The organism is Pseudomonas donghuensis (assembly GCF_000696345.2).
Classification (GTDB): domain Bacteria; phylum Pseudomonadota; class Gammaproteobacteria; order Pseudomonadales; family Pseudomonadaceae; genus Aquipseudomonas; species Aquipseudomonas donghuensis.
The window spans coordinates 1,215,251-1,234,500 of record NZ_CP071706.1 but is presented as its reverse complement, the minus strand read 5'-3'; the positions used below and the strand labels follow the sequence as shown (position 1 = coordinate 1,234,500).

Here is a 19,250-nt window from a genome sequence, read left to right as displayed (position 1 = left end):
ATCTCGGGGTTGTCAGGGCGGGCGAAGCAGGCTCAAACTGGGGGCTTTATCACTGGTACGCGACCACGCGGCCAGGAGCCTTGGCGCGCCGGCATACCGTGTGCGCACTGACAGATCATTCGGGGAACCTGACATGGAACTGGTTGTAAAAAGCGTAGCCGCTGCATCCTTGAAAACCGCCACGCTGGTGCTGCCCGTGGCTGAAGGCGGCAAACTCGGCGCCACCGCCAAGGCCATCGACGAGGCTACCGGCGGCGCCCTGGCCGGTGTGCTCAAGCGCGGCGACCTGACCGGCAAGGTCGGCCAGACCCTGCTGCTGCACAGCCTGCCCAACCTCAAGGCCGAGCGCGTGCTGCTGGTCGGTACCGGCAAGGATGCCGAACTGGGTGATCGCAACTGGCGCAAAGTGGTCGCCAGCGTTCTGGCGGTGCTCAAGAGCCTGAACGGCAGCGATGCGGTGCTGGCCCTGGACGACGTCGCCGTCACCGGCCGCGAGGCCTCTTATGGCAAGACCCGCCTGCTGGCCGAAACCCTGCTCGATGGCCAGTACGTTTTCGACCAGTTCAAGAGCAAGAAGGCCGACCCCCGCGCCCTGAAGAAAATCACCCTGCTCAGCGCCAAGGCTGGCGTCAGCGACGTCGAGCGCGCGGTCAAGCACGCTGTCGCCATCGCCAACGGCATGGGCTTCACCCGCGACCTGGGCAACCTGCCACCGAACGTCTGCCACCCGAGCTACCTGGCCGAACAGGCCAAGGCCCTGGGCAAGGAATTCAAAGGCCTGAAGGTCGAGGTGCTGGATGAGAAGAAAATCAAGGACCTGGGCATGGGCGCGTTCTACGCCGTGGGCCAGGGCAGCGACCAGCCACCACGGCTGATCGTGCTCAACTACCAGGGCGGCAAAAAGAGCGAGAAGCCTTTCGTGCTGGTGGGCAAGGGCATCACTTTCGACACCGGCGGCATCAGCCTCAAGCCCGGCGCCGGCATGGATGAAATGAAATTCGACATGGGCGGTGCCGCCAGCGTCTTCGGCACCCTGCGCGCCGTGCTCGAACTGCAACTGCCGATCAACCTGGTGTGCCTGCTGGCCTGCGCCGAGAACATGCCAAGCGGCGGTGCCACCCGTCCGGGCGACATCGTCACGACCATGAGCGGGCAGACCGTCGAGATTCTCAACACCGACGCCGAAGGCCGCCTGGTGCTGTGCGATACCCTGACCTACGCCGAGCGCTTCAAGCCGCAGGCGGTGATCGACATCGCCACCCTGACCGGCGCCTGCATCGTCGCCCTGGGCAGCCACACGTCCGGCCTGATGGGCAACAACGACGCGCTGGTCGGGCAACTGCTCGATGCCGGCAAGCGCGCCGACGATCGCGCCTGGCAGTTGCCGCTGTTCGATGAATACCAGGAGCAGCTCGACAGCCCGTTCGCCGACATCGCCAACATCGGCGGGCCGAAAGCCGGCACCATCACCGCCGGTTGCTTCCTCTCGCGCTTTACCAAGGCCTACGACTGGGCCCACCTGGACATCGCCGGCACCGCCTGGATCAGCGGCGGCAAGGACAAGGGCGCCACGGGCCGTCCGGTACCGCTGCTGACCCAGTACCTGCTCGACCGCGCCAACGCCTGAGATGACGCTGGCCGCCAGCGCCTTCTGGCGTAGCCGGCCGGCAGGCCGATCATGACCAAAGTCGATTTCTACATATTGCCCAGCGCCGCGCCCTCGGCGCGCCTGGATTTCGCCTGCAAGCTGTGCGAAAAGGCCTGGCGCCTCGGGCACCGGGTTTACCTGCATTGCAGCGGCGCTGCCCAGCGCGATGAACTGGACGCACGCCTGTGGGCGTTCAAGGGCGAGGCCTTCGTGCCCCACAGCCCGGCTGAAGATGACCCGCAGGCCAGCGTGGCCCTTGGCCTTGGCGATGACGCCGGCAGCCATCAGGACCTGCTGATCAACCTGGACCTCAAGGTACCGCCCTTCGCTGCCGGTTTTGCCCGGATCGCCGAGATCGTGGTCGAAGAGCCGGCGATTCGTCTGGCGGCCCGAGAGAGTTTCCGTTTCTACCGCGAACAGGGCTATGCTCTGCAAGATCACCGCTTACAGCGACTCTGAAGACGATGGACAAATCCACTCCCCTGCCCCAATCCGCGCACCTGCTGGACGACCTGGAGTCGATCCGTCAGTTGCTTGGCGATGCATCCCTCGAGCCACCGCTGTTGACCGACACCGTCGAGGAGCAGATCCCGCTGCTGCTCGAAGAGGCCGAAGTGCCGCCAGCGCCCGTGCCTGAAGCCCCTGCCGACCCACAGGCCAAGCGCCAGGAAACCCTGCTGCACCTGGACGCCGAGCTGCGCGCAGCCGCGCAATTGATCATGCAAGACGTGATCAACGATTTCGCCCCGCATATCGAGAGCGAGATCAAGCGCCGGCTCGATGCCCGCCTCGAGCGCCTGCTTAACCAATAAAAAGCAGTTACAAGCTTCAAGCGACAAGCTGCAAGAGCCGTGCGGCGCTCTGAGCTTGTCGCTTGTCGCTTGTCGCTTGAAGCTTGCCGCTTCGTTATACTCTCCGGCTTTCCTGAATAAATGCCTAAGGGTCCCGCCGCGCATGGATAAGACCTACCAGCCGCACGCTATTGAAACTTCCTGGTACAACACCTGGGAGTCCGAGAATTATTTCGCTCCGCAAGGCGCGGGCGATTCCTACACCATCATGATCCCGCCGCCGAACGTCACCGGCAGCCTGCACATGGGTCATGGCTTCAACAACGCGATCATGGACGCCCTGATCCGTTTCCGTCGCATGCAGGGCCGCAACACCCTGTGGCAGCCTGGCACCGACCACGCCGGTATCGCCACGCAGATGCTGGTCGAGCGCCAGCTTGAAGCCAAGGGCCAGAGCCGCCACGACCTGGGCCGCGAGAAGTTCCTGGAAAAGGTCTGGGAATGGAAGGATCAGTCCGGTGGCAACATCAGCCGCCAGATTCGCCGCCTGGGCTCGTCAGTCGACTGGAGCCGCGAGCGCTTCACCATGGACGACGGCCTCTCTGAAGCCGTTAAAGAAGCTTTCGTGCGCCTGCATGAAGACGGCCTGATCTACCGCGGCAAGCGCCTGGTCAACTGGGATACCAAGCTGCACACGGCGATCTCCGACCTCGAAGTGGAAAACCACGACGAGAAGGGCCACCTGTGGAACCTGCGCTACCCGCTGGCTGATGGCGCCAAGACCGCCGACGGCAAGGACTACCTGATCGTCGCCACCACTCGTCCGGAAACCATGCTCGGCGACGCCGCCGTGGCCGTGAACCCGGAAGACGAGCGTTACAAAGCGCTGATCGGCAAGTTCGTCGAGCTGCCCCTGGTGGGTCGGCGCATCCCGATCATTGCCGACGACTACTGCGACCCTGAATTCGGCACCGGCTGCGTGAAGATCACCCCGGCCCACGACTTCAACGACTACGAAGTCGGCAAGCGCCACAACCTGCCGCTGCTGAACATCTTCGACAAGAACGCCTTCGTCCTGCCGGCCGCACAGGTGTTCAACCTCGACGGCAGCGTCAACGACAGCATCGACGCCACCCTGCCTGCCCAGTATGCCGGCCTGGACCGCTTCGTCGCGCGCAAGCAGATCGTTGCCGACTTCGACGCCGCGGGCCTGCTGGTCAGCGTCGACGACCACGCCCTGAAAGTACCGAAAGGCGATCGTTCAGGCACCGTCATCGAGCCGTGGCTGACCGACCAGTGGTACGTGTCGACCAAGCCGCTGGCGGAGCCGGCGATTGCTGCCGTTGAAGACGGCCGCATCCAGTTCGTGCCCAAGCAATACGAAAACATGTACTTCTCGTGGATGCGCGACATCCAGGACTGGTGCATCAGCCGTCAGCTGTGGTGGGGCCACCGTATTCCGGCCTGGTACGACGAGTCCGGCAAGGTCTATGTCGGGCGCAGCGAAGAAGAAGTGCGCAGCAAGCACAACCTCGGCGCAGACGTGGTCCTGAACCAGGACAACGATGTTCTCGATACCTGGTTCAGCTCGGGCCTGTGGACCTTCTCGACCCTGGGCTGGCCGCAGCAGACCGAATTCCTGAAGAAATTCCACTCCACCGACGTGCTGGTCACCGGCTTCGACATCATTTTCTTCTGGGTTGCCCGGATGATCATGCTGACCATGCACCTGGTGAAGAACGAGGACGGCACCCCGCAGGTACCGTTCAAGACCGTTTATGTTCACGGCCTGGTGCGCGATGGCCAGGGCCAGAAGATGTCCAAGTCCAAGGGCAACGTCCTTGACCCGCTGGACATCGTTGACGGCATCACCCTCGACGAACTGCTGGAAAAACGCACCAGCGGCATGATGCAGCCAAAACTTGCCGAGAAGATCGCCAAGCAGACCAAGGCCGAGTTCCCGGAGGGCATCGCCAGCTACGGCACCGACGCCCTGCGCTTCACCTTCTGCTCGCTGGCCTCCACCGGTCGCGACATCAAGTTCGACATGGGCCGCGTCGAAGGCTACCGCAACTTCTGCAACAAGATCTGGAACGCAGCCCGCTACGTGCTGGACAAGGGCGAGGACTGCGGCCAGAACGGCGAAGCCTGCGAACTGTCGCTGGCCGATCGCTGGATCATCTCGCAGTTGCAGCGCACCGAAGCCGAAGTCACCCGCCAGCTCGATCAGTTCCGCTTCGACCTCGCCGCCCAGGCGCTCTACGAGTTCATCTGGAACCAGTATTGCGACTGGTACCTGGAGCTGTCCAAGCCGGTCCTGTGGGACGAGAACGCGCCGGTCGAACGCGCCCGTGGCACTCGCCGCACCCTGGTGCGGGTACTGGAAGTGGCACTGCGCCTGGCCCATCCGTTCATGCCGTTCATCACCGAAGAAATCTGGCAGCGCCTGGCGCCGCTGGCCGGGGCCGAAGGCAAGACCATCATGCTGCAGCCATGGCCAGTGGCCAACGAAAGCCGCATCGACGCCGCTGCCGAAGGCGACATCGAGTGGCTCAAGGAGCTGATGCTCGGCGTGCGCAACATCCGTGGCGAAATGAACATCGGCCCGGGCAAGCCACTGCAACTGTTCCTGAAAAACGCCAGCGCCGAAGACCAGCGTCGCCTGCAGGAAAACGAAGCGCTGCTGAAGAAGCTGGCGAAGATCGAGTCCTTCACCGTGCTCGGCGAACAGGACGAAGCGCCACTGAGCGCCACCGCCCTGGTTGGCGATCTGCAGGTGCTGGTGCCGATGGCCGGCCTGATCGACAAGGATGCCGAACTGGCTCGCCTGAACAAGGAAATCCAGCGTCTGCAGGGTGAAGTCCAGCGCGTCGGCGGCAAGCTGTCCAATGCCGCCTTCGTCGACAAGGCACCGCCTGCGGTGATCGACAAGGAGCGCGCCAAGCTGGCTGAAGCCGAACAGGCCCTGGCCAACTTCACCGAGCAGCATGCGCGGATTGCCGCCTTGTAACACTCGCTGACCTCAGTGATGCTTTCGCGGGTCAAGCCCGCTCCTACACAACCCTGTAGGAGCGGGCTTGACCCGCGATGCTTTCCACCGGACATCAACATGACCACAGCCAACAAACCGACCCTGCACCCGCGCAACCGCCACCAGGGCCGCTACGACTTCCCCCAACTGATCAAGAGCAGCCCTGAGCTGGGCCGATTCATGATCACCAATCCCCATGGCAAGCCCAGCATCGACTTTGCCAACCCCGAGGCTGTGCGGGTCTTCAACCGCGCCTTGCTCAAGGCTCAGTACGGTATCCAGCACTGGGACATCCCGGCCGACTATCTATGCCCACCGATCCCTGGCCGGGCGGATTACGTGCATGTGCTGGCCGATTTGCTCGCGCAAGAAAACAACGGCGAAATCCCCCGGGGTGCGCACGTCCAGGCCCTGGATATCGGCGTCGGCGCCAACTGCATCTACCCGTTGCTGGGCCACAGCGATTACCGCTGGCGCTTTCTCGGCTCGGACATCGACGCCACGGCGCTGGCTGCGGCCGGCGCCATCGTCCAGGCCAACGGCCTGGGCAAGGCCATCAACCTGCGCCAGCAAGGCAACCGCAAGCACATCCTGCTGGGGCTGCTGAACAGTGACGAGCGCTTCGACCTGACCCTGTGCAACCCGCCCTTCCACGCCTCGCGCGAAGAAGCCACCCGTGGCAGCCAGCGCAAATGGCGAGCCCTGGGCAAGGCCGACCCCAAGCGCAAGCTGCCGGTGCTGAACTTTGGCGGGCAAAACAACGAACTGTGGTGCGAAGGCGGCGAGATCCGCTTTGTCAGCCAGTTGGTGACGGAGAGCGCCAGCCTTGGCCAGCAGGTGCTGTGGTTCACCAGCCTGGTGTCCAAAGCCTCCAACCTGCCCGGCATCCAGGCGGCGCTGAAAAAGGCCGGTGCGCTCGATCAGCGAGTGGTGGAGATGGGCCAGGGGCAGAAGCAGAGCCGCATGATCGCCTGGACCTTCCAGGATGCTGCAGCGCGCCAAGCCTGGCGCCAGCAGCGCTGGAGCAAAACCAAGGCATAAAAAAACCGCGTCCGGGCAACCCGGACGCGGTTTTTTCGAGCTGTTTACAATTACTTGTTTACAGCGTCGGTCAGCACTTTGGCTGGCACGAACTTGACGACTTTCTTGGCAGCGATTTCGATGGCAGCGCCAGTCGAAGGGTTGCGGCCGGTACGGGCAGGACGCTCGGTGATTTTCAGTTTGCCGATGCCTGGCAGGGTGATTTCGCTGCCATTTTCCAGCTGATCCGCAACGATCTGACCCAGTTGCTCCAGAGCGTTACGCGCGGTGGTTTTTGGCGCGTCGATAGCTTCAGCGATATCGGCGATCAGTTGGTCTTTGGTCAATGCCATGGTGGTGTTCCTTCCCTATCAAATTCAGTGAGTATGCAGAGTGCTACGTCAGTCATCGAGCCAGACCTGCGGGGGATCCGGCGGTCCGGTGTTACAGCCACGTCAATCGCGTATGTAGATACGTAAAACGACGTTTGGTTCGACGTGACGCGAGCGGTCTGCCAGCAATGCGCCACACACGGGGCGCAAGACCGGGCAAAACTACCACAGGAATAGATAAATATCCGCCTCCCTCAAGGCAAATGTGCAGGTTTTTCGGGGGTTTGCGCGAAAAAACGCAAAATTCTGAACAAAAAACGAACAACCGACATATCTGCCAACATCTGGCCACTGAATCACCCCTGGGCTGAGGTACACTTGGCGACTTTGCAACGCGGCCAGCACCGCCCATTTTCGACCGAGAATCCCATGCCGATCCGTCATTGCATCGTCCACCTGATCGACAAGAAACCCGATGGTAGCCCCGCCGTGCTGCACGCACGCGACTCGGAACTGGCCGAGTCCGGTGCCATCGAAAACCTCCTGGCCGACCTCAACGACAGCTACAACGCCAAACAGGGCAAGGCCTGGGGCTTCTTCCACGCAGAATCCGGCGCCCACCCGTTCAGCGGCTGGCTCAAGGAATACCTGGAGGAAGGCAGCACCTTTACCGCCTTCAGCCGGGTCGCCGTCGAACACCTGCAAAAACTGATGGAAGAGTCCAACCTGTCCGTCGGTGGCCACGTCTTGTTCGCCCACTACCAGCAAGGCATGACTGACTACCTGGCCATCGCCCTGCTGCACCACAGCGAAGGCGTGGCGGTGAACGCCGACCTCGACGTGACCCCGTCGCGCCACCTGGACCTGGGCCAGCTGCACCTGGCTGCACGCATCAACCTCTCCGAGTGGCAGAACAACAAAGCCTCCAAGCAGTACATCTCGTTCATCAAGGGCAAGAACGGCAAGAAGGTCTCGGAGTACTTCCGCGACTTCATCGGCTGCCAGGAAGGTGTCGACGGCCCGGGCGAAACCCGTACCCTGCTCAAGGCCTTCAGTGACTTCGTCGAAAGCGAGGACCTGCCCGAAGAAGCCGCTCGCGAGAAAACCCAGACCCTTGTCGACTACGCCACCAGCCAGACCAAGGCCGGCGAGCCGGTGACCCTTGAGGAGCTTTCGGGGCTGATCGACGAAGACCGCCCTCGGGCCTTCTACGAGCACATCCGCAACAAGGACTACGGCCTGTCGCCGGAAATCCCGGCCGATAAACGCACCCTCAACCAGTTCCGCCGCTTCACCGGGCGCGCCGAGGGCCTGTCGATCAGCTTTGAAGCCCACCTGCTGGGCTCGAAGATCGAATACGACGAGGAAGCCGGTACCCTGATCATCAAGGGCCTGCCGACGCAACTGACCGATCAGCTCAAGCGTCGCAAGGACTGAGCCCCGACCAGGAGGCCACCAGCGCTTCCTTGGCACTTTTGCGCAGCTTCTTCACCAGCCGCTCCTGTTGCAGGGCCTTGGTCTTGTCCGGCCAGGCTTCGACATAGACCAAAGCCACTGCCGGGCTGGTACTGAAGTAGCGTGCGCCCTGGCCCTTCTGATGGGCCAGGAAGCGCCGTGCGGGGTTGTCACTGATCCCGCAATACAGCGAGCCATTGGCGGCGCGCACCAGGTAGACGTACCAGGGTTTGTTCAGGGGTTCGGGAGTGGGCTCGGACACGACGGCTACTATCAACGGCAAAGCGCACAGCTTAGCGCTTCAGCGCCCGGCCTGAAACGCCCGCAGGCCTTTCTGCGCCTGGGCACGCACCTTGCCCTGCACCAGTGGTGACCAGCCCAGCAACAACCCGCTGGTGCCCAATGCCTGGCGCGACCAGCCCCACAGGTCGAAGCTATCGTGGTGCTCGCAGATCTTGCCGTCCCGCAGGACGAAACGCGCCTGAATGTCGTTGACCACGGTACGGCCGGTCTGGCTGAACAGGTAGCGGGCGACCCAGTGCGCACTGGCGCTGCGTTCATCGGCACGCACGCTGTCGAAGGTCAGGGAAAAATCCTTGGCACGGGTGGTGAGCATGCGCCACATGTCACCCGCGTCCTTGCCGCGCAAGGTGCCGAAGGCCGGGTCGCTGAAGATGATATCGTCGCTGTAGCAGGCAACCATGGCTTCGGCATCCAGGCGCTGGAAGGCCTGGTAGAAGCGGGTGATCAAGGCAGTGTTGGCGTCGCTCATGGGCGGGTCCGTTTCGAAGGGAATAGACCTGAACGATAGTCCGCTGGAGTGGCAAAAAGCTATGGACATTTACCTGGCGAATGTCTGCTTAAACCCGGGCCGCTTCGCAGCCTTGCCGGCAATAGCCTCAACGCAATCTCAAACCCGCTCGCTGACCACCTGCACATGCAAGTTGCGCCCGGCCTTGAGGCCAAAACCAATGGCGCCAGCCCCCAGCACCGCAAAAATCCAGCCTACCGCACTCCAGCCGCCGGTCAAATCATGCACCAGGCCGACCGCGAATGGCCCCATCGAAGCCAGGGTATAGCCGATGCCTTGAGCCATGCTCGACAGGTTGGCCGCCACATGGGCGTCTTTGGAGCGCAGCACGATCAGGGTCAGGGCCAGGGCGAAAGTGCCGCCCTGCCCCAAGCCAAGCACGATTGCCCAGCCCCACAGGCCATCCAGGGGCGCATACAGGCAGCCGAACAAACCGGCCAGGGCCATGAGCATGACGATCACGATGGCCAGGCGCTGGTCCTTGCCGCGGGTCGCCAGCCAGGGGGCGCTGAGCGAGCTGATCAACTGCACGATGACTGAGCCGGAAAGCACCAACCCCGCCTGGGTCGGGCTCAGGCCGCGACCGATGAGAATCGACGGCAGCCAGCCAAAGACGATATAGGCCAGCGACGACTGCAGGCCCATGTACAAGGTCACCTGCCAGGCCAGCGGGTCGCGCAGCAGGCCACGCACCCGATAGGCGACGTGATGCGCACCGTGTCCCTCGCGCGCCTGGGGCAACCAGATCAGCGCGGCCAGCAATGCCGGGATCAACCAGAAACCCAGACCTAGCGACCAACTGTCACCCAGGCGCTCGCTCAGGGGGACGGTGGCGCCGGCCGCCATGGCCGCGCCCAGGCACAAAGCCATGGTGTAGACACCGGTCAGGGTCCCGGCGTGCTTGGGGAAATCACGTTTGACGATGCCAGGCAACAGTACGCCGATCACGCCGATGCTGGCCCCGGCCATGATGCTGCCGACGAACACGCCAGTACTGCCGAAGGCGCTACGCACGGCAATACCCGCTGCCAACACCAAAAGAATACCGAGGATCACCCGCTCGCTGCCAAAGCGCCGCGCCAGCAACGGTGCCAGCGGCGCGAACAGGCCCAGGCAAAGCACTGGCAAGGTCGTCAGCAAACCGGCCTGCGACGCTGTCAGGCCGAGGCTGTCGCAAACCTGGCTAAGCAGCGGCGCCATGCTCGACAACGCTGGCCGCAGGTTCAGCGCCACCAGCACCAGGCCGAGCAGCAACAGCCAGGGCCGCTTGAGCAGCACCGGCTGCTGTTGCACCTGTTCGTCGTCGGCCTCGGCGTCGATCAGCAGTTCTTCCAGCTCCGGCCCATTGGCTGGCGCCGCAGTTCGGGTTGTGTCATGGCCCATGGCAGTCTCGCAAGGTCAGGATTCGTTGATCAGGGTCCGGCTCAGGGCCTTGGCCCGGTCCGGATCGCGTTGTTCGATGGCATCGAGAATCTGCCCGTGCAGGTCGAAGACCAGCTGACAGCGGGGCGCGTGGGACAGGTTGTGGTGCAAGGTGGCGGCCACCACACCGGAAAAGTACCGATACAGCTCGCTCAGGGCCGGGTTGTGCGCGGCATCGACCAGGCGCTGGTGGAACACCAGATCGCAACGAATGTACTGCTCCAGGTCGGCATGAAAATGCGCGCCGCTGTGTTCGAGCGCTTCGCGAAGAGCGTGCAGGTCCGCGTCGGTACGGCGCAGCGCGGCCAGGCCAATGGCTTCGGCTTCAAGAATATGGCGAGTCTCGCGCGCCTGCTCCAGATCGCAGCGCGACAAGGCCTGTAGCGCCTGCAGCGGGTCGACGGCGCTGCGCAGGTAGCTGCCATCCCCCTGGCGGACTTCGACCAGGCCGCTGAACGCCAGCACGCGCATGGCTTCACGCACGGTGTTGCGACTGATGCCCAGTTCGCTGGCCAGTTCCGGTTCGGTGGGCAGGCGCTGGCCCACGGCCCAGGCACCGCTGGCCACGCGCTGGCGCAGTTGCTCGACGGCTTGTTCGACCAGGGAGCGTTTGATCAATAACGTCATGACATCCAATCATCGGATGAATTCAGAAGGGAAAGATTACCGGTAACAAGCATCGCGGGGCAAGCCCGCTCCCACAGTGGGAGCGGGCTTGCCCCGCGATAAGGACTGAGCAGTTTCAGTTCAGCGCATCAAGCAACGCCTGGTTCTGCTCCGGCGTACCGATGGTGATGCGCAGGAACTGGGCAATCCGCGCCTGCTTGAAGTGCCGCACGATCACCCCTTGCTCGCGCAGGCGGGCCGCAAGCTCGGCGGCGTCCTGCTGCGGGTGGCGGGCAAAGATGAAGTTGGCCGCCGACGGCAGGACTTCAAAACCACGGGCGCTCAATTCCTTGACCAGCGACTCGCGGCTGTCGATCACTTTGCGGCAGGTTTCGTCGAAGTACGCGCGGTCGGCGAACGCTGCCGCCGCACCAACAATCGCCATGCGATCGAGCGGGTAGGAGTTGAAGCTGTTCTTGATCCGCTCCAGGGCCTCGATCAGGTCCGGGTGGCCCACCGCCAGACCGACCCGCAGACCTGCCAGCGAGCGCGACTTGGACAGGGTCTGGGTGACCAGCAGGTTGTCGTAGCGATCCACCAGGCTGATGGCGGTCTGGCCGCCAAAGTCGATGTAGGCTTCATCGACCACCACCACCGAATCCGGGTTGGCCTTGAGCAGTTGCTCGATGGCCTCCAGGGCCAGCAGGCAACCGGTCGGTGCGTTGGGGTTGGGGAAGATGATCCCGCCATTGGCCTTGCGGTAATCGTCGACACGGATCTGGAACTGCTCATCCAGCGCCACCGCCTCGAACGGGATGCCGTACAGGCCGCAGTAGACCGGGTAGAAGCTGTAGCTGATGTCTGGGAACAACAGCGGCGCATCGTGCTGGAACAGGCCATGGAAGATGTGCGCCAGCACTTCGTCCGAACCGTTGCCGAGAAATACCTGGTTGCCCTGCACGCCGTAGTATTCGGCCACCGCCTGCTTGAGCAGGTCGCTGTTAGGGTCCGGGTACAGGCGCAGGTTGTCGTTCAACTCGCCACGCATGGCTTCCAGCGCCTTGGGCGATGGGCCGTAGGGGTTTTCATTGGTGTTGAGCTTGACCAGCTTGGCCAGCTTTGGCTGCTCGCCCGGCACGTAAGGCACCAGATCCTTGACGAAGGGGCTCCAGAATTTACTCATGTTCAGTTCCCCTTTTTGTTATCGGCAAGGATGCGGTATTCGGCGCTGCGGGCGTGGGCGGTCAGCGATTCGCCACGGGCCAGTACCGAGGCGGTGTGGCCCAGCTCGGAAGCGCCCTGCTCGGAGCAGAAGATGATCGACGAACGCTTCTGGAAGTCGTACACCCCCAGCGGCGACGAGAAGCGCGCAGTGCCGGAGGTTGGCAGTACGTGGTTGGGGCCTGCGCAGTAATCGCCCAGGGCTTCGCTGGTGTGGCGGCCCATGAAGATCGCACCGGCATGGCGAATCTGCGGCAGCCAGGCTTGCGGATCGGCCACCGATAACTCCAGGTGCTCCGGCGCAATACGGTTGGCAACGTCCATCGCCTGCTGCATGTCGCGCACCTGGATCAGCGCACCACGGCCGTTGATCGAGGTCTTGATGATCTCGGCGCGTTCCATGGTCGGCAGCAGCTTGTCGATGCTGGCGGCAACCTTGTCGAGGAACGCGGCGTCAGGGCTGACCAGAATCGCCTGGGCATCTTCGTCGTGCTCGGCCTGGGAGAACAGGTCCATGGCGATCCAGTCCGGGTCGGTCTGGCCGTCGCATACCACGAGAATCTCCGACGGGCCGGCGATCATGTCGATACCTACCTGACCGAACACATGACGCTTGGCGGTGGCCACGTAGATGTTGCCCGGGCCAACCACCTTGTCGACCTGTGGCACGCTTTCGGTGCCATAGGCCAGGGCGGCAACCGCCTGGGCGCCACCGATGGTGAAGACCCGGTCGACACCGGCGATGCAGGCGGCGGCCAGGACCAGCTCGTTGACCTCGCCACGCGGGGTCGGCACCACCATGACCACTTCACCGACACCGGCGACCTTGGCCGGAATCGCGTTCATCAGTACCGACGAGGGGTACGACGCCTTGCCGCCTGGCACATACAGGCCGGCGCGGTCCAGTGGCGTGACCTTCTGGCCGAGCACGGTGCCGTCGGCTTCGGTGTAGCTCCAGGAATCCTGCTTCTGCCGTTCGTGGTAGCTGCGCACCCGCTCTGCGGCTTTTTCCAGCGCTTCACGCTGGGCCGGGGTGATGCGGGTCAGGGCCAGCTCCAGGCGCTCGCGACCAAGGATCAGGTCGTTGATCGAAGTGGCTTGCACGCCATCGAAACGCTGGGTGAACTCCACCAGCGCCGCATCGCCGCGCTCGCGCACGGCCTTGATGATGTCGAGCACGCGCTGGTTGACCGCGTCGTCAGAGACACTTTCCCAGCTCAGCAGATGATCCAGATGTCGGGCGAAATCCGGGTCAGCGGCATTGAGTCGGGCGATTGCAGTGGACGTGGTCATAGCGAGGGCCTCAATAAATGGCGAATGCTCAGGCGCCCTAAGCTACCAGTCCATCCGCGCGGGCACCCGAGAAAATTGGCTATGACGCGGATAGACGGGCGCGACAGCGAAGGCCGCGCGCAGGAGGTAGAAAGTCTTAGCCGCGGTGTCGCGATTCGACCGCTTCGCGCAGGGTGTCGATCAGGCTCTGGATGCGGGCGTGCTGCATCTTCATCGAAGCCTTGTTGACCACCAGCCGGGAGCTGATGGTGGCAATCAGTTCCTGGGGTTCCAGGCCGTTGGCACGCAGGGTATTGCCGGTGTCGACGACGTCGATGATCTTGTCGGCCAGGCCGATCAGCGGCGCCAGCTCCATCGAGCCATACAGCTTGATGATATCGACCTGACGGCCTTGTTCGGCGTAGTAGCGCTTGGCAACGTTGACGAACTTGGTGGCGATGCGCAAACGGCCTTTAGGCTCGGCAGCGCCGATCTTGCCGGCGGTCATCAGCTTGCACTGGGCAATCTGCAGGTCCAGCGGCTCGTACAGGCCCTGGCCACCGTACTCCATCAGCACGTCCTTGCCGGCCACGCCCAGATCGGCGGCACCATGCTCGACATAGGTCGGCACGTCGGTGGCGCGCACGATCAGCAGACGTACGTCTTCCTGAGTCGTAGGAATGATCAGCTTGCGGCTCTTGTCCGGGTTCTCGGTCGGAACGATACCGGCTTCCGCCAGCAGCGGCAGGGTGTCGTCGAGAATCCGACCTTTGGATAGCGCGATGGTCAACATGGGAAACGTCGGTCCTTATGCGGCTACAGCCGGCCGGGCACTCAACAGGCCCGACCGCATTAATTCGGTGCAGCAATTGGCTGGCGCGTCCCTGCGCCACTCACAGACTAGCCCGGTACGCGACGGATCTTGGCGCCGAGCATCTGCAGTTTTTCCTCGATGCACTCGTAACCACGGTCGATGTGGTAGATGCGGTCGATCAGCGTATCGCCTTCGGCAACCAGCGCCGACAGCACCAGGCTGGCCGAAGCCCGCAGGTCGGTGGCCATTACTGGAGCGCCTTTGAGGGTCTTGGTCCCGGTCACGATGGCAGTGTTGCCTTCGACCTGGATCAGGGCGCCCATGCGGTGCATTTCGTAGACGTGCATGAAGCGGTTTTCGAAGATCGTCTCGATCACCGCGCCGGTGCCTTCGGCAATGGCGTTGAGGGAGATGAACTGCGCCTGCATGTCGGTCGGGAACGCTGGGTACGGAGCGGTACGCAGGTTGACGGCTTTGGGCCGCTTGCCGTGCATGTCCAGCTCGATCCAGTCTTCACCGGTGGTGACTTCGGCACCAGCTTCCTTGAGTTTTTCAAGGACGGCTTCGAGGATGGTCGGATCGGTGTCCTTGACCTTGACGCGGCCGCCAGTAACGGCAGCAGCCACCAGGTAGGTACCGGTTTCGATACGGTCAGGCATGACGCGGTAGGTCGCCGAACCCAGACGCTCGACGCCGTCGATGGTGATGGTGTCGGTACCGGCGCCCTGAACCTTGGCGCCCATGGCGTTGAGGAAGTTGGCGAGGTCGACCACTTCCGGCTCGCGCGCGGCGTTTTGCAGCACGCTGCGGCCTTTGGCCAGGGCTGCGGCCATCATGATGTTCTCGGTACCGGTCACGCTGACGGTATCAAAGAAGAAGTGCGCGCCACGCAGGCCGCCTTCAGGGGCCTTGGCCTTGATGTAGCCGCCTTCGACCTCGATCTTCGCGCCCATGGCTTCCAGGCCACGGATGTGCAGGTCGACCGGACGCGAACCAATGGCGCAACCGCCAGGCAGGGCCACTTCGGCCTCGCCGAAACGGGCGACCATCGGGCCCAGCACCAGGATCGAGGCGCGCATGGTTTTCACCAGCTCGTACGGCGCGACCAGGGTCTTGATGGTGCGTGGGTCGATTTCGACCGAGAGCTTCTCGTCGATCACCGGCTCAATGCCCATGCGGCCGAACAGCTCGATCATCGTGGTGATGTCGTGCAGGTGTGGCAGGTTGCCCACGGTGACCGGGCCATCGCAGAGCAAGGTCGCCGCCAGAATCGGCAGGGCAGCGTTCTTTGCCCCGGAAATGCGGATTTCGCCATCGAGGCGAACGCCGCCAGTAATAATCAGTTTGTCCATTAGAGTCTCGCCGCCAAGTTGGCTCAGGTGCGCTCAGCCCAGGCTGCGCTGCTGAAAAATTTCATGGTTACCGCATGGATGCTGCCATCGGTGATCCACGGGTTAAGGTGAGCATAGATCTGCTGCTGACGCTTGACCGGGCTCAGGGCCGCCAATTCATCGCTGATCACGTTCAACTGGAAGTTGCAGCCTTCGCCTTCAACTTCGACCCGGGTTCCCGGCAACTTTTCTTCAAGGAAGTTCTTAACTTCTACGGCCTGCATGCTCAACCTCAATCGGCGCCCTGTGCGCGCGGGTCGGCCATCATACAAAAAAGCCCCTCGCCTGCGAACCCCGTAATCGGAGACTCTGACAGAGGGGCCAGTCGCTGGCTGGCGGTCATTGACCGGCCAGCACCTCATCGAGGTCATAAACTTCGGCGATTTCACGCATGTCCTGGGGCATGGAGCGGACCTGCACGGCCTTGCCCGCCGCCTTGCCATCGCGCATGAACGCCAGCAGCAGGGACAGGCCGACGCTGCTGGATTTCTCGACCTTCGAGCAATCCAGCACCAAAGCCTGGGCCTTGCACGCCGCGATCAGGGCCTTGCCTTCCTTGCGCAAGGCAGGCCCGCTGCGGTAATCCAGGACCCCGGCCAGGTTCAATACACCCGGCTCGCTCATGGTCACGGCGTTGTCGGTCATTGCGCTTGCTTCTCGGCCGCTTGCTCGGTGGACTCCTTGGCCTTGGCCACTTCGCCGGCCCAGCCGTCGATGGTCTTGTCCAGGTTGTTGCCGTTGCGCTGCATGGCGTCGGCGAACTGGTCACGGAACAGCTTGCCGATGTTGATGCCGTTGACGATGACGTTACGCACTTTCCACTCACCATTGAGCTTGGTCAGGGTGTACTGCACCGGGTAAACGGCACCGTTGTTGCCCTTGACCGTCATGTCGACGCTGGCACGCTCATCACCGTCCTGCTTGGCATTGCCGACAGTGATGCCCTGGTTGTTGTATTCGAGCAGGGCGTTGCCGTAGAACTGCATCAGGCTGCGCTTGAAGTTCTCCTGGAAGCGCTGCATCTGCGCCGGGCTGGCCTGGCGCGAATACTTGACGGTCATGATGCTTTTCGAGATGCCGTCGGCATCGACGACCGGGCCCAGGTTGGCATTGAGCGCATCGTAGAACGCACTCGGGTTGGCCTTGTACTGTTCTTTGTTGGTCTTGAGGTCAGACAACAACTGGCTGGTGGTCTTCTCGATCACCTCTTTGGGGGACTGAGCAGCCGCGCCGGCCATCAGTGGCAGCGCTGCCAGCAACACCAGCAAGCCGCGTCGCAGGATAGAAATCATGGAAACTCCTTATTTAGCTTCTTTGCCAACGGTATTGAGCAGGAACTTGCCAATCAGATCTTCCAGTACCAGCGCCGACTGGGTGTCGTGAATGGTTGCACCATCCTTGAGCACCGCATCTTCTCCGCCCACGCTGATACCGATGTACTTCTCGCCGAGCAGCCCTGCGGTGAGGATAGATGCAGTGGAGTCGACCGGCAGATTGTCTACCCGTTTTTCCAGCTGCAGCGTCACCCGACCGGTAAAGGTGTCACGATCCAGATCGATGGCGGTGACCTTGCCGATGGTCACACCGGCCATGGTCACTTTAGCTCTGACAGTCAAACCGGCGATATTGTCGAAATTGGCATAAAGTTTATAGGTATCGCTGCTCGGGCTCGCCGACAGGCCGCTGACACGCAGGGCCAGCAGGATCAGCGCCAGGATCCCGGCCAGAAGAAACAGGCCGACACCGATTTCCAGGGTGCGGTTTTGCATCAGAAATCTCCAAACATCAAGGCGGTCAGAATAAAGTCCAGACCCAGGACTGCCAATGAGGCATAGACCACGGTCTTGGTAGTGGCACGACTGATCCCCTCTGAAGTGGGCTCGCAGTCATAGCCCTGGAATACGGCAATCCAGGTCACGACGAAGGCAAAAACCAGGCTCTTGATCACCCCGTTGAGCACATCGTCGGTAAAGGAAACACTGTTCTGCATGTTGGCCCAGAACGAGCCTTCGTAGACGCCCAGCCAGTCCACGGCAACCCAGGAGCCACCCCAGATGCCGACCACGCTGAAGATCAGCGCCAGCAACGGCAGGGAGATGAAACCGGCCCACAACCGAGGGGCAACGATGTACTTGAGCGGGTCGACACCGATCATTTCCAGGCTGGACAACTGCTCGGTGGACTTCATGTTGCCGATCTCGGCGGTCAGCGCCGAGCCTGCACGGCCGGCAAACAGCAAGGCGGTAACCACCGGCCCGAGTTCACGCAGCAAGGTCAGGGCAACCATCTGCCCCACCGCCTGTTCCGAGCCGTACTTGGTCAGGATGCTGAACCCCTGCAGGGCCAGCACCATGCCGATGAACACCCCGGAAACGACAATGATCGCCAGCGACAGCACGCCAACCGAATACAGCTGCCGGACCAGCAGCTGGAAGCCGCCGCCGGTGCCGCTGCGCCCTACCAGCGAATGCAGCAGGAACAAAAAGGAGCGGCCGAGTACGGCCAGCACGTCGATGGCCGAACGGCCAAAACGACGAATACGTTCGAGCATGGATTTTTTGCGCATCAACGCTTCCCCAGAAGATCGGCGCGGTAATCCGGCGCAGGAAAGTGAAAGGGCACCGGACCATCCGGATCGCCTTTCATGAATTGACGAATGCGCGGGTTATCGGAGCCCATCAGTTCCTCTGGCGTGCCCTGCCCCAGGACCTGACCATCACCCACCACGTAGATGTAGTCGGCAATGCTGGCGGTTTCGGCCAGATCATGGGAAACCACGATACTGGTGATGCCCAGGGCGTCGTTGAGCAGGCGGATCAGCCGTACCAGCACCCCCATGGCAATCGGATCCTGGCCGACGAACGGCTCGTCGTACATGAGGATCTGCGGGTCCAGAGCGATGGCCCTGGCCAGGGCGACGCGACGCTTCATGCCACCGGACAACTCGTCGGGCATCAGCTCGATGGCGCCGCGCAGGCCAACGGCCTGGAGCTTCATCAGGACGATGTCGCGAATCATCTCGTCGGACAGCTGGGTATGTACCCGCAGCGGGAAGGCGACGTTCTCGAACACATCGAGATCGGTGAACAGCGCGCCGCTCTGGAACAGCACGCCCATTTGCTTGCGGGCATCGAACAGGTCACTGCGCGACAGGGTCGGCAGATTCTGCCCTGCCACCCAGACTTCGCCGCTGGCCGGACGCAACTGTGCGCCCATCAGCCTCAGCAGCGTGGTCTTGCCGCACCCGGAAGGCCCCATGATACCGGTAACCTTGCCGCGCGGAATGCGTATGTCGACATTATTGAAGATGCTGCGCGAACCGCGCTTGAAGGTTACGCCCTTCAATTCGACCGCGTAGGCGTTATCAACGCTCATCTAGACTCCTTGCGATGCAGCCTTCTCACTCAGACGCGCGCCCCCTTCGTGGAGGCACGCC

21 protein-coding genes are annotated in these 19,250 nt (G+C 62.6%); 6 read left to right on the top strand and 15 right to left on the bottom strand.

The genetic code is table 11. The features are described from left to right. Positions 1 to 133 precede the first annotated feature (133 nt). The 5 genes from BV82_RS05670 (at position 134) to rlmF (ending at position 6,511) form a co-directional block, all read left to right on the top strand. Positions 134 to 1,627: a leucyl aminopeptidase gene (locus tag BV82_RS05670; protein ID WP_036993964.1), complete on the top strand. Its 1,494-nt coding sequence runs from the start codon at positions 134 to 136 to the stop codon at positions 1,625 to 1,627. A gap of 51 nt (positions 1,628 to 1,678) precedes the next feature. Beyond that, positions 1,679 to 2,107, top strand: a complete 429-nt coding sequence (locus BV82_RS05665) for a DNA polymerase III subunit chi (RefSeq protein WP_036993961.1) — start codon at positions 1,679 to 1,681, stop codon at positions 2,105 to 2,107. Positions 2,108 to 2,112: 5 nt separating this feature from the next. Then, positions 2,113 to 2,460 (top strand): hypothetical protein, encoded by a 348-nt coding sequence (locus BV82_RS05660; protein WP_010220207.1) that lies wholly within the window; start codon positions 2,113 to 2,115, stop codon positions 2,458 to 2,460. A gap of 142 nt (positions 2,461 to 2,602) precedes the next feature. Further along, positions 2,603 to 5,449, top strand: a complete 2,847-nt coding sequence (locus BV82_RS05655) for a valine--tRNA ligase (protein WP_010220208.1) — start codon at positions 2,603 to 2,605, stop codon at positions 5,447 to 5,449. A gap of 99 nt (positions 5,450 to 5,548) precedes the next feature. After that, a complete protein-coding gene (gene rlmF, locus BV82_RS05650) occupies positions 5,549 to 6,511 on the top strand; it encodes a 23S rRNA (adenine(1618)-N(6))-methyltransferase RlmF (protein ID WP_010220210.1) in 963 nt (320 codons plus the stop codon). Positions 6,512 to 6,561: 50 nt separating this feature from the next. Here rlmF and BV82_RS05645 read toward each other — a convergent pair whose 3' ends face one another. Continuing rightward, on the bottom strand, positions 6,562 to 6,843 hold the full coding sequence (locus BV82_RS05645) for an HU family DNA-binding protein (RefSeq protein WP_009398256.1): 282 nt from the start codon (positions 6,841 to 6,843) through the stop codon (positions 6,562 to 6,564). A 408-nt stretch (positions 6,844 to 7,251) separates the two neighbouring features. Between BV82_RS05645 and yejK the strand changes: the two genes are divergently transcribed. After that, positions 7,252 to 8,259, top strand: coding sequence for a nucleoid-associated protein YejK (yejK, locus tag BV82_RS05640; protein ID WP_010220565.1), 1,008 nt, complete (start codon positions 7,252 to 7,254; stop codon positions 8,257 to 8,259). Here the strand turns inward: yejK and BV82_RS05635 are convergent. From BV82_RS05635 to BV82_RS05570, 14 genes are all read right to left on the bottom strand, one after another. Next, the gene (locus BV82_RS05635) at positions 8,240 to 8,539 is read right to left on the bottom strand and encodes a GIY-YIG nuclease family protein (RefSeq protein WP_010220564.1); all 300 of its coding nucleotides are present in this window, start codon (positions 8,537 to 8,539) and stop codon (positions 8,240 to 8,242) included. The two genes, yejK and BV82_RS05635, sit on opposite strands and share 20 nt — an antisense overlap. 39 nt (positions 8,540 to 8,578) lie before the next feature. Next, positions 8,579 to 9,049, bottom strand: coding sequence for a nuclear transport factor 2 family protein (locus BV82_RS05630; protein WP_036993960.1), 471 nt, complete (start codon positions 9,047 to 9,049; stop codon positions 8,579 to 8,581). A gap of 138 nt (positions 9,050 to 9,187) precedes the next feature. After that, the gene (locus BV82_RS05625; protein WP_010220562.1) at positions 9,188 to 10,471 is read right to left on the bottom strand and encodes a CynX/NimT family MFS transporter; all 1,284 of its coding nucleotides are present in this window, start codon (positions 10,469 to 10,471) and stop codon (positions 9,188 to 9,190) included. Between the two features lie 15 nt (positions 10,472 to 10,486). Further along, positions 10,487 to 11,137 (bottom strand): FadR/GntR family transcriptional regulator, encoded by a 651-nt coding sequence (locus BV82_RS05620; RefSeq protein ID WP_010220561.1) that lies wholly within the window; start codon positions 11,135 to 11,137, stop codon positions 10,487 to 10,489. A 115-nt stretch (positions 11,138 to 11,252) separates the two neighbouring features. Further along, positions 11,253 to 12,299, bottom strand: a complete 1,047-nt coding sequence (hisC, locus tag BV82_RS05615; RefSeq protein ID WP_010223369.1) for a histidinol-phosphate transaminase — start codon at positions 12,297 to 12,299, stop codon at positions 11,253 to 11,255. A gap of 2 nt (positions 12,300 to 12,301) precedes the next feature. Further along, a complete protein-coding gene (gene hisD, locus BV82_RS05610) occupies positions 12,302 to 13,630 on the bottom strand; it encodes a histidinol dehydrogenase (RefSeq protein ID WP_010223370.1) in 1,329 nt (442 codons plus the stop codon). Between the two features lie 136 nt (positions 13,631 to 13,766). After that, positions 13,767 to 14,402: an ATP phosphoribosyltransferase gene (gene hisG, locus BV82_RS05605; protein ID WP_010223371.1), complete on the bottom strand. Its 636-nt coding sequence runs from the start codon at positions 14,400 to 14,402 to the stop codon at positions 13,767 to 13,769. A gap of 107 nt (positions 14,403 to 14,509) precedes the next feature. Continuing rightward, positions 14,510 to 15,775, bottom strand: a complete 1,266-nt coding sequence (murA, locus tag BV82_RS05600) for a UDP-N-acetylglucosamine 1-carboxyvinyltransferase (RefSeq protein WP_010223372.1) — start codon at positions 15,773 to 15,775, stop codon at positions 14,510 to 14,512. A gap of 23 nt (positions 15,776 to 15,798) precedes the next feature. Continuing rightward, on the bottom strand, positions 15,799 to 16,038 hold the full coding sequence (locus BV82_RS05595) for a BolA family protein (RefSeq protein ID WP_010223373.1): 240 nt from the start codon (positions 16,036 to 16,038) through the stop codon (positions 15,799 to 15,801). Positions 16,039 to 16,153: 115 nt separating this feature from the next. Then, the gene (locus BV82_RS05590; RefSeq protein WP_010223374.1) at positions 16,154 to 16,459 is read right to left on the bottom strand and encodes an STAS domain-containing protein; all 306 of its coding nucleotides are present in this window, start codon (positions 16,457 to 16,459) and stop codon (positions 16,154 to 16,156) included. Next, positions 16,456 to 17,106, bottom strand: a complete 651-nt coding sequence (locus tag BV82_RS05585; RefSeq protein WP_036993958.1) for an MlaC/ttg2D family ABC transporter substrate-binding protein — start codon at positions 17,104 to 17,106, stop codon at positions 16,456 to 16,458. Before BV82_RS05585 ends, BV82_RS05590 begins: the two co-directional genes overlap by 4 nt. A gap of 9 nt (positions 17,107 to 17,115) precedes the next feature. Then, the gene (gene mlaD / locus BV82_RS05580) at positions 17,116 to 17,583 is read right to left on the bottom strand and encodes an outer membrane lipid asymmetry maintenance protein MlaD (RefSeq protein WP_010223376.1); all 468 of its coding nucleotides are present in this window, start codon (positions 17,581 to 17,583) and stop codon (positions 17,116 to 17,118) included. Further along, complete coding sequence (mlaE, locus tag BV82_RS05575) at positions 17,583 to 18,380, bottom strand: lipid asymmetry maintenance ABC transporter permease subunit MlaE (protein ID WP_010223377.1); 798 nt, start codon at positions 18,378 to 18,380, stop codon at positions 17,583 to 17,585. Before mlaE ends, mlaD begins: the two co-directional genes overlap by 1 nt. Then, the gene (locus BV82_RS05570) at positions 18,380 to 19,189 is read right to left on the bottom strand and encodes an ATP-binding cassette domain-containing protein (RefSeq protein WP_010223378.1); all 810 of its coding nucleotides are present in this window, start codon (positions 19,187 to 19,189) and stop codon (positions 18,380 to 18,382) included. Before BV82_RS05570 ends, mlaE begins: the two co-directional genes overlap by 1 nt. Between the last annotated feature and the right edge of the window lie 61 nt (positions 19,190 to 19,250).

What these genes read in the sequence shown, in the direction of transcription:
- mlaE (WP_010223377.1), bottom strand. Translation starts at nt 18,380, where the DNA reads ATGCGCAAAAAATCCATGCTCGAACGTATTCGTCGTTTTGGCCGTTCG.
- murA (WP_010223372.1), bottom strand. Translation starts at nt 15,775, where the DNA reads ATGGACAAACTGATTATTACTGGCGGCGTTCGCCTCGATGGCGAAATC.
- BV82_RS05665 (WP_036993961.1), top strand. Translation starts at nt 1,679, where the DNA reads ATGACCAAAGTCGATTTCTACATATTGCCCAGCGCCGCGCCCTCGGCG.
- BV82_RS05655 (WP_010220208.1), top strand. Translation starts at nt 2,603, where the DNA reads ATGGATAAGACCTACCAGCCGCACGCTATTGAAACTTCCTGGTACAAC.
- BV82_RS05630 (WP_036993960.1), bottom strand. Translation starts at nt 9,049, where the DNA reads ATGAGCGACGCCAACACTGCCTTGATCACCCGCTTCTACCAGGCCTTC.
- BV82_RS05625 (WP_010220562.1), bottom strand. Translation starts at nt 10,471, where the DNA reads ATGGGCCATGACACAACCCGAACTGCGGCGCCAGCCAATGGGCCGGAG.
- BV82_RS05620 (WP_010220561.1), bottom strand. Translation starts at nt 11,137, where the DNA reads ATGACGTTATTGATCAAACGCTCCCTGGTCGAACAAGCCGTCGAGCAA.
- rlmF (WP_010220210.1), top strand. Translation starts at nt 5,549, where the DNA reads ATGACCACAGCCAACAAACCGACCCTGCACCCGCGCAACCGCCACCAG.
- BV82_RS05660 (WP_010220207.1), top strand. Translation starts at nt 2,113, where the DNA reads ATGGACAAATCCACTCCCCTGCCCCAATCCGCGCACCTGCTGGACGAC.
- BV82_RS05585 (WP_036993958.1), bottom strand. Translation starts at nt 17,106, where the DNA reads ATGATTTCTATCCTGCGACGCGGCTTGCTGGTGTTGCTGGCAGCGCTG.
- BV82_RS05645 (WP_009398256.1), bottom strand. Translation starts at nt 6,843, where the DNA reads ATGGCATTGACCAAAGACCAACTGATCGCCGATATCGCTGAAGCTATC.
- BV82_RS05595 (WP_010223373.1), bottom strand. Translation starts at nt 16,038, where the DNA reads ATGCAGGCCGTAGAAGTTAAGAACTTCCTTGAAGAAAAGTTGCCGGGA.
- hisD (WP_010223370.1), bottom strand. Translation starts at nt 13,630, where the DNA reads ATGACCACGTCCACTGCAATCGCCCGACTCAATGCCGCTGACCCGGAT.
- BV82_RS05670 (WP_036993964.1), top strand. Translation starts at nt 134, where the DNA reads ATGGAACTGGTTGTAAAAAGCGTAGCCGCTGCATCCTTGAAAACCGCC.
- yejK (WP_010220565.1), top strand. Translation starts at nt 7,252, where the DNA reads ATGCCGATCCGTCATTGCATCGTCCACCTGATCGACAAGAAACCCGAT.
- BV82_RS05570 (WP_010223378.1), bottom strand. Translation starts at nt 19,189, where the DNA reads ATGAGCGTTGATAACGCCTACGCGGTCGAATTGAAGGGCGTAACCTTC.
- BV82_RS05590 (WP_010223374.1), bottom strand. Translation starts at nt 16,459, where the DNA reads ATGACCGACAACGCCGTGACCATGAGCGAGCCGGGTGTATTGAACCTG.
- hisG (WP_010223371.1), bottom strand. Translation starts at nt 14,402, where the DNA reads ATGTTGACCATCGCGCTATCCAAAGGTCGGATTCTCGACGACACCCTG.
- hisC (WP_010223369.1), bottom strand. Translation starts at nt 12,299, where the DNA reads ATGAGTAAATTCTGGAGCCCCTTCGTCAAGGATCTGGTGCCTTACGTG.
- mlaD (WP_010223376.1), bottom strand. Translation starts at nt 17,583, where the DNA reads ATGCAAAACCGCACCCTGGAAATCGGTGTCGGCCTGTTTCTTCTGGCC.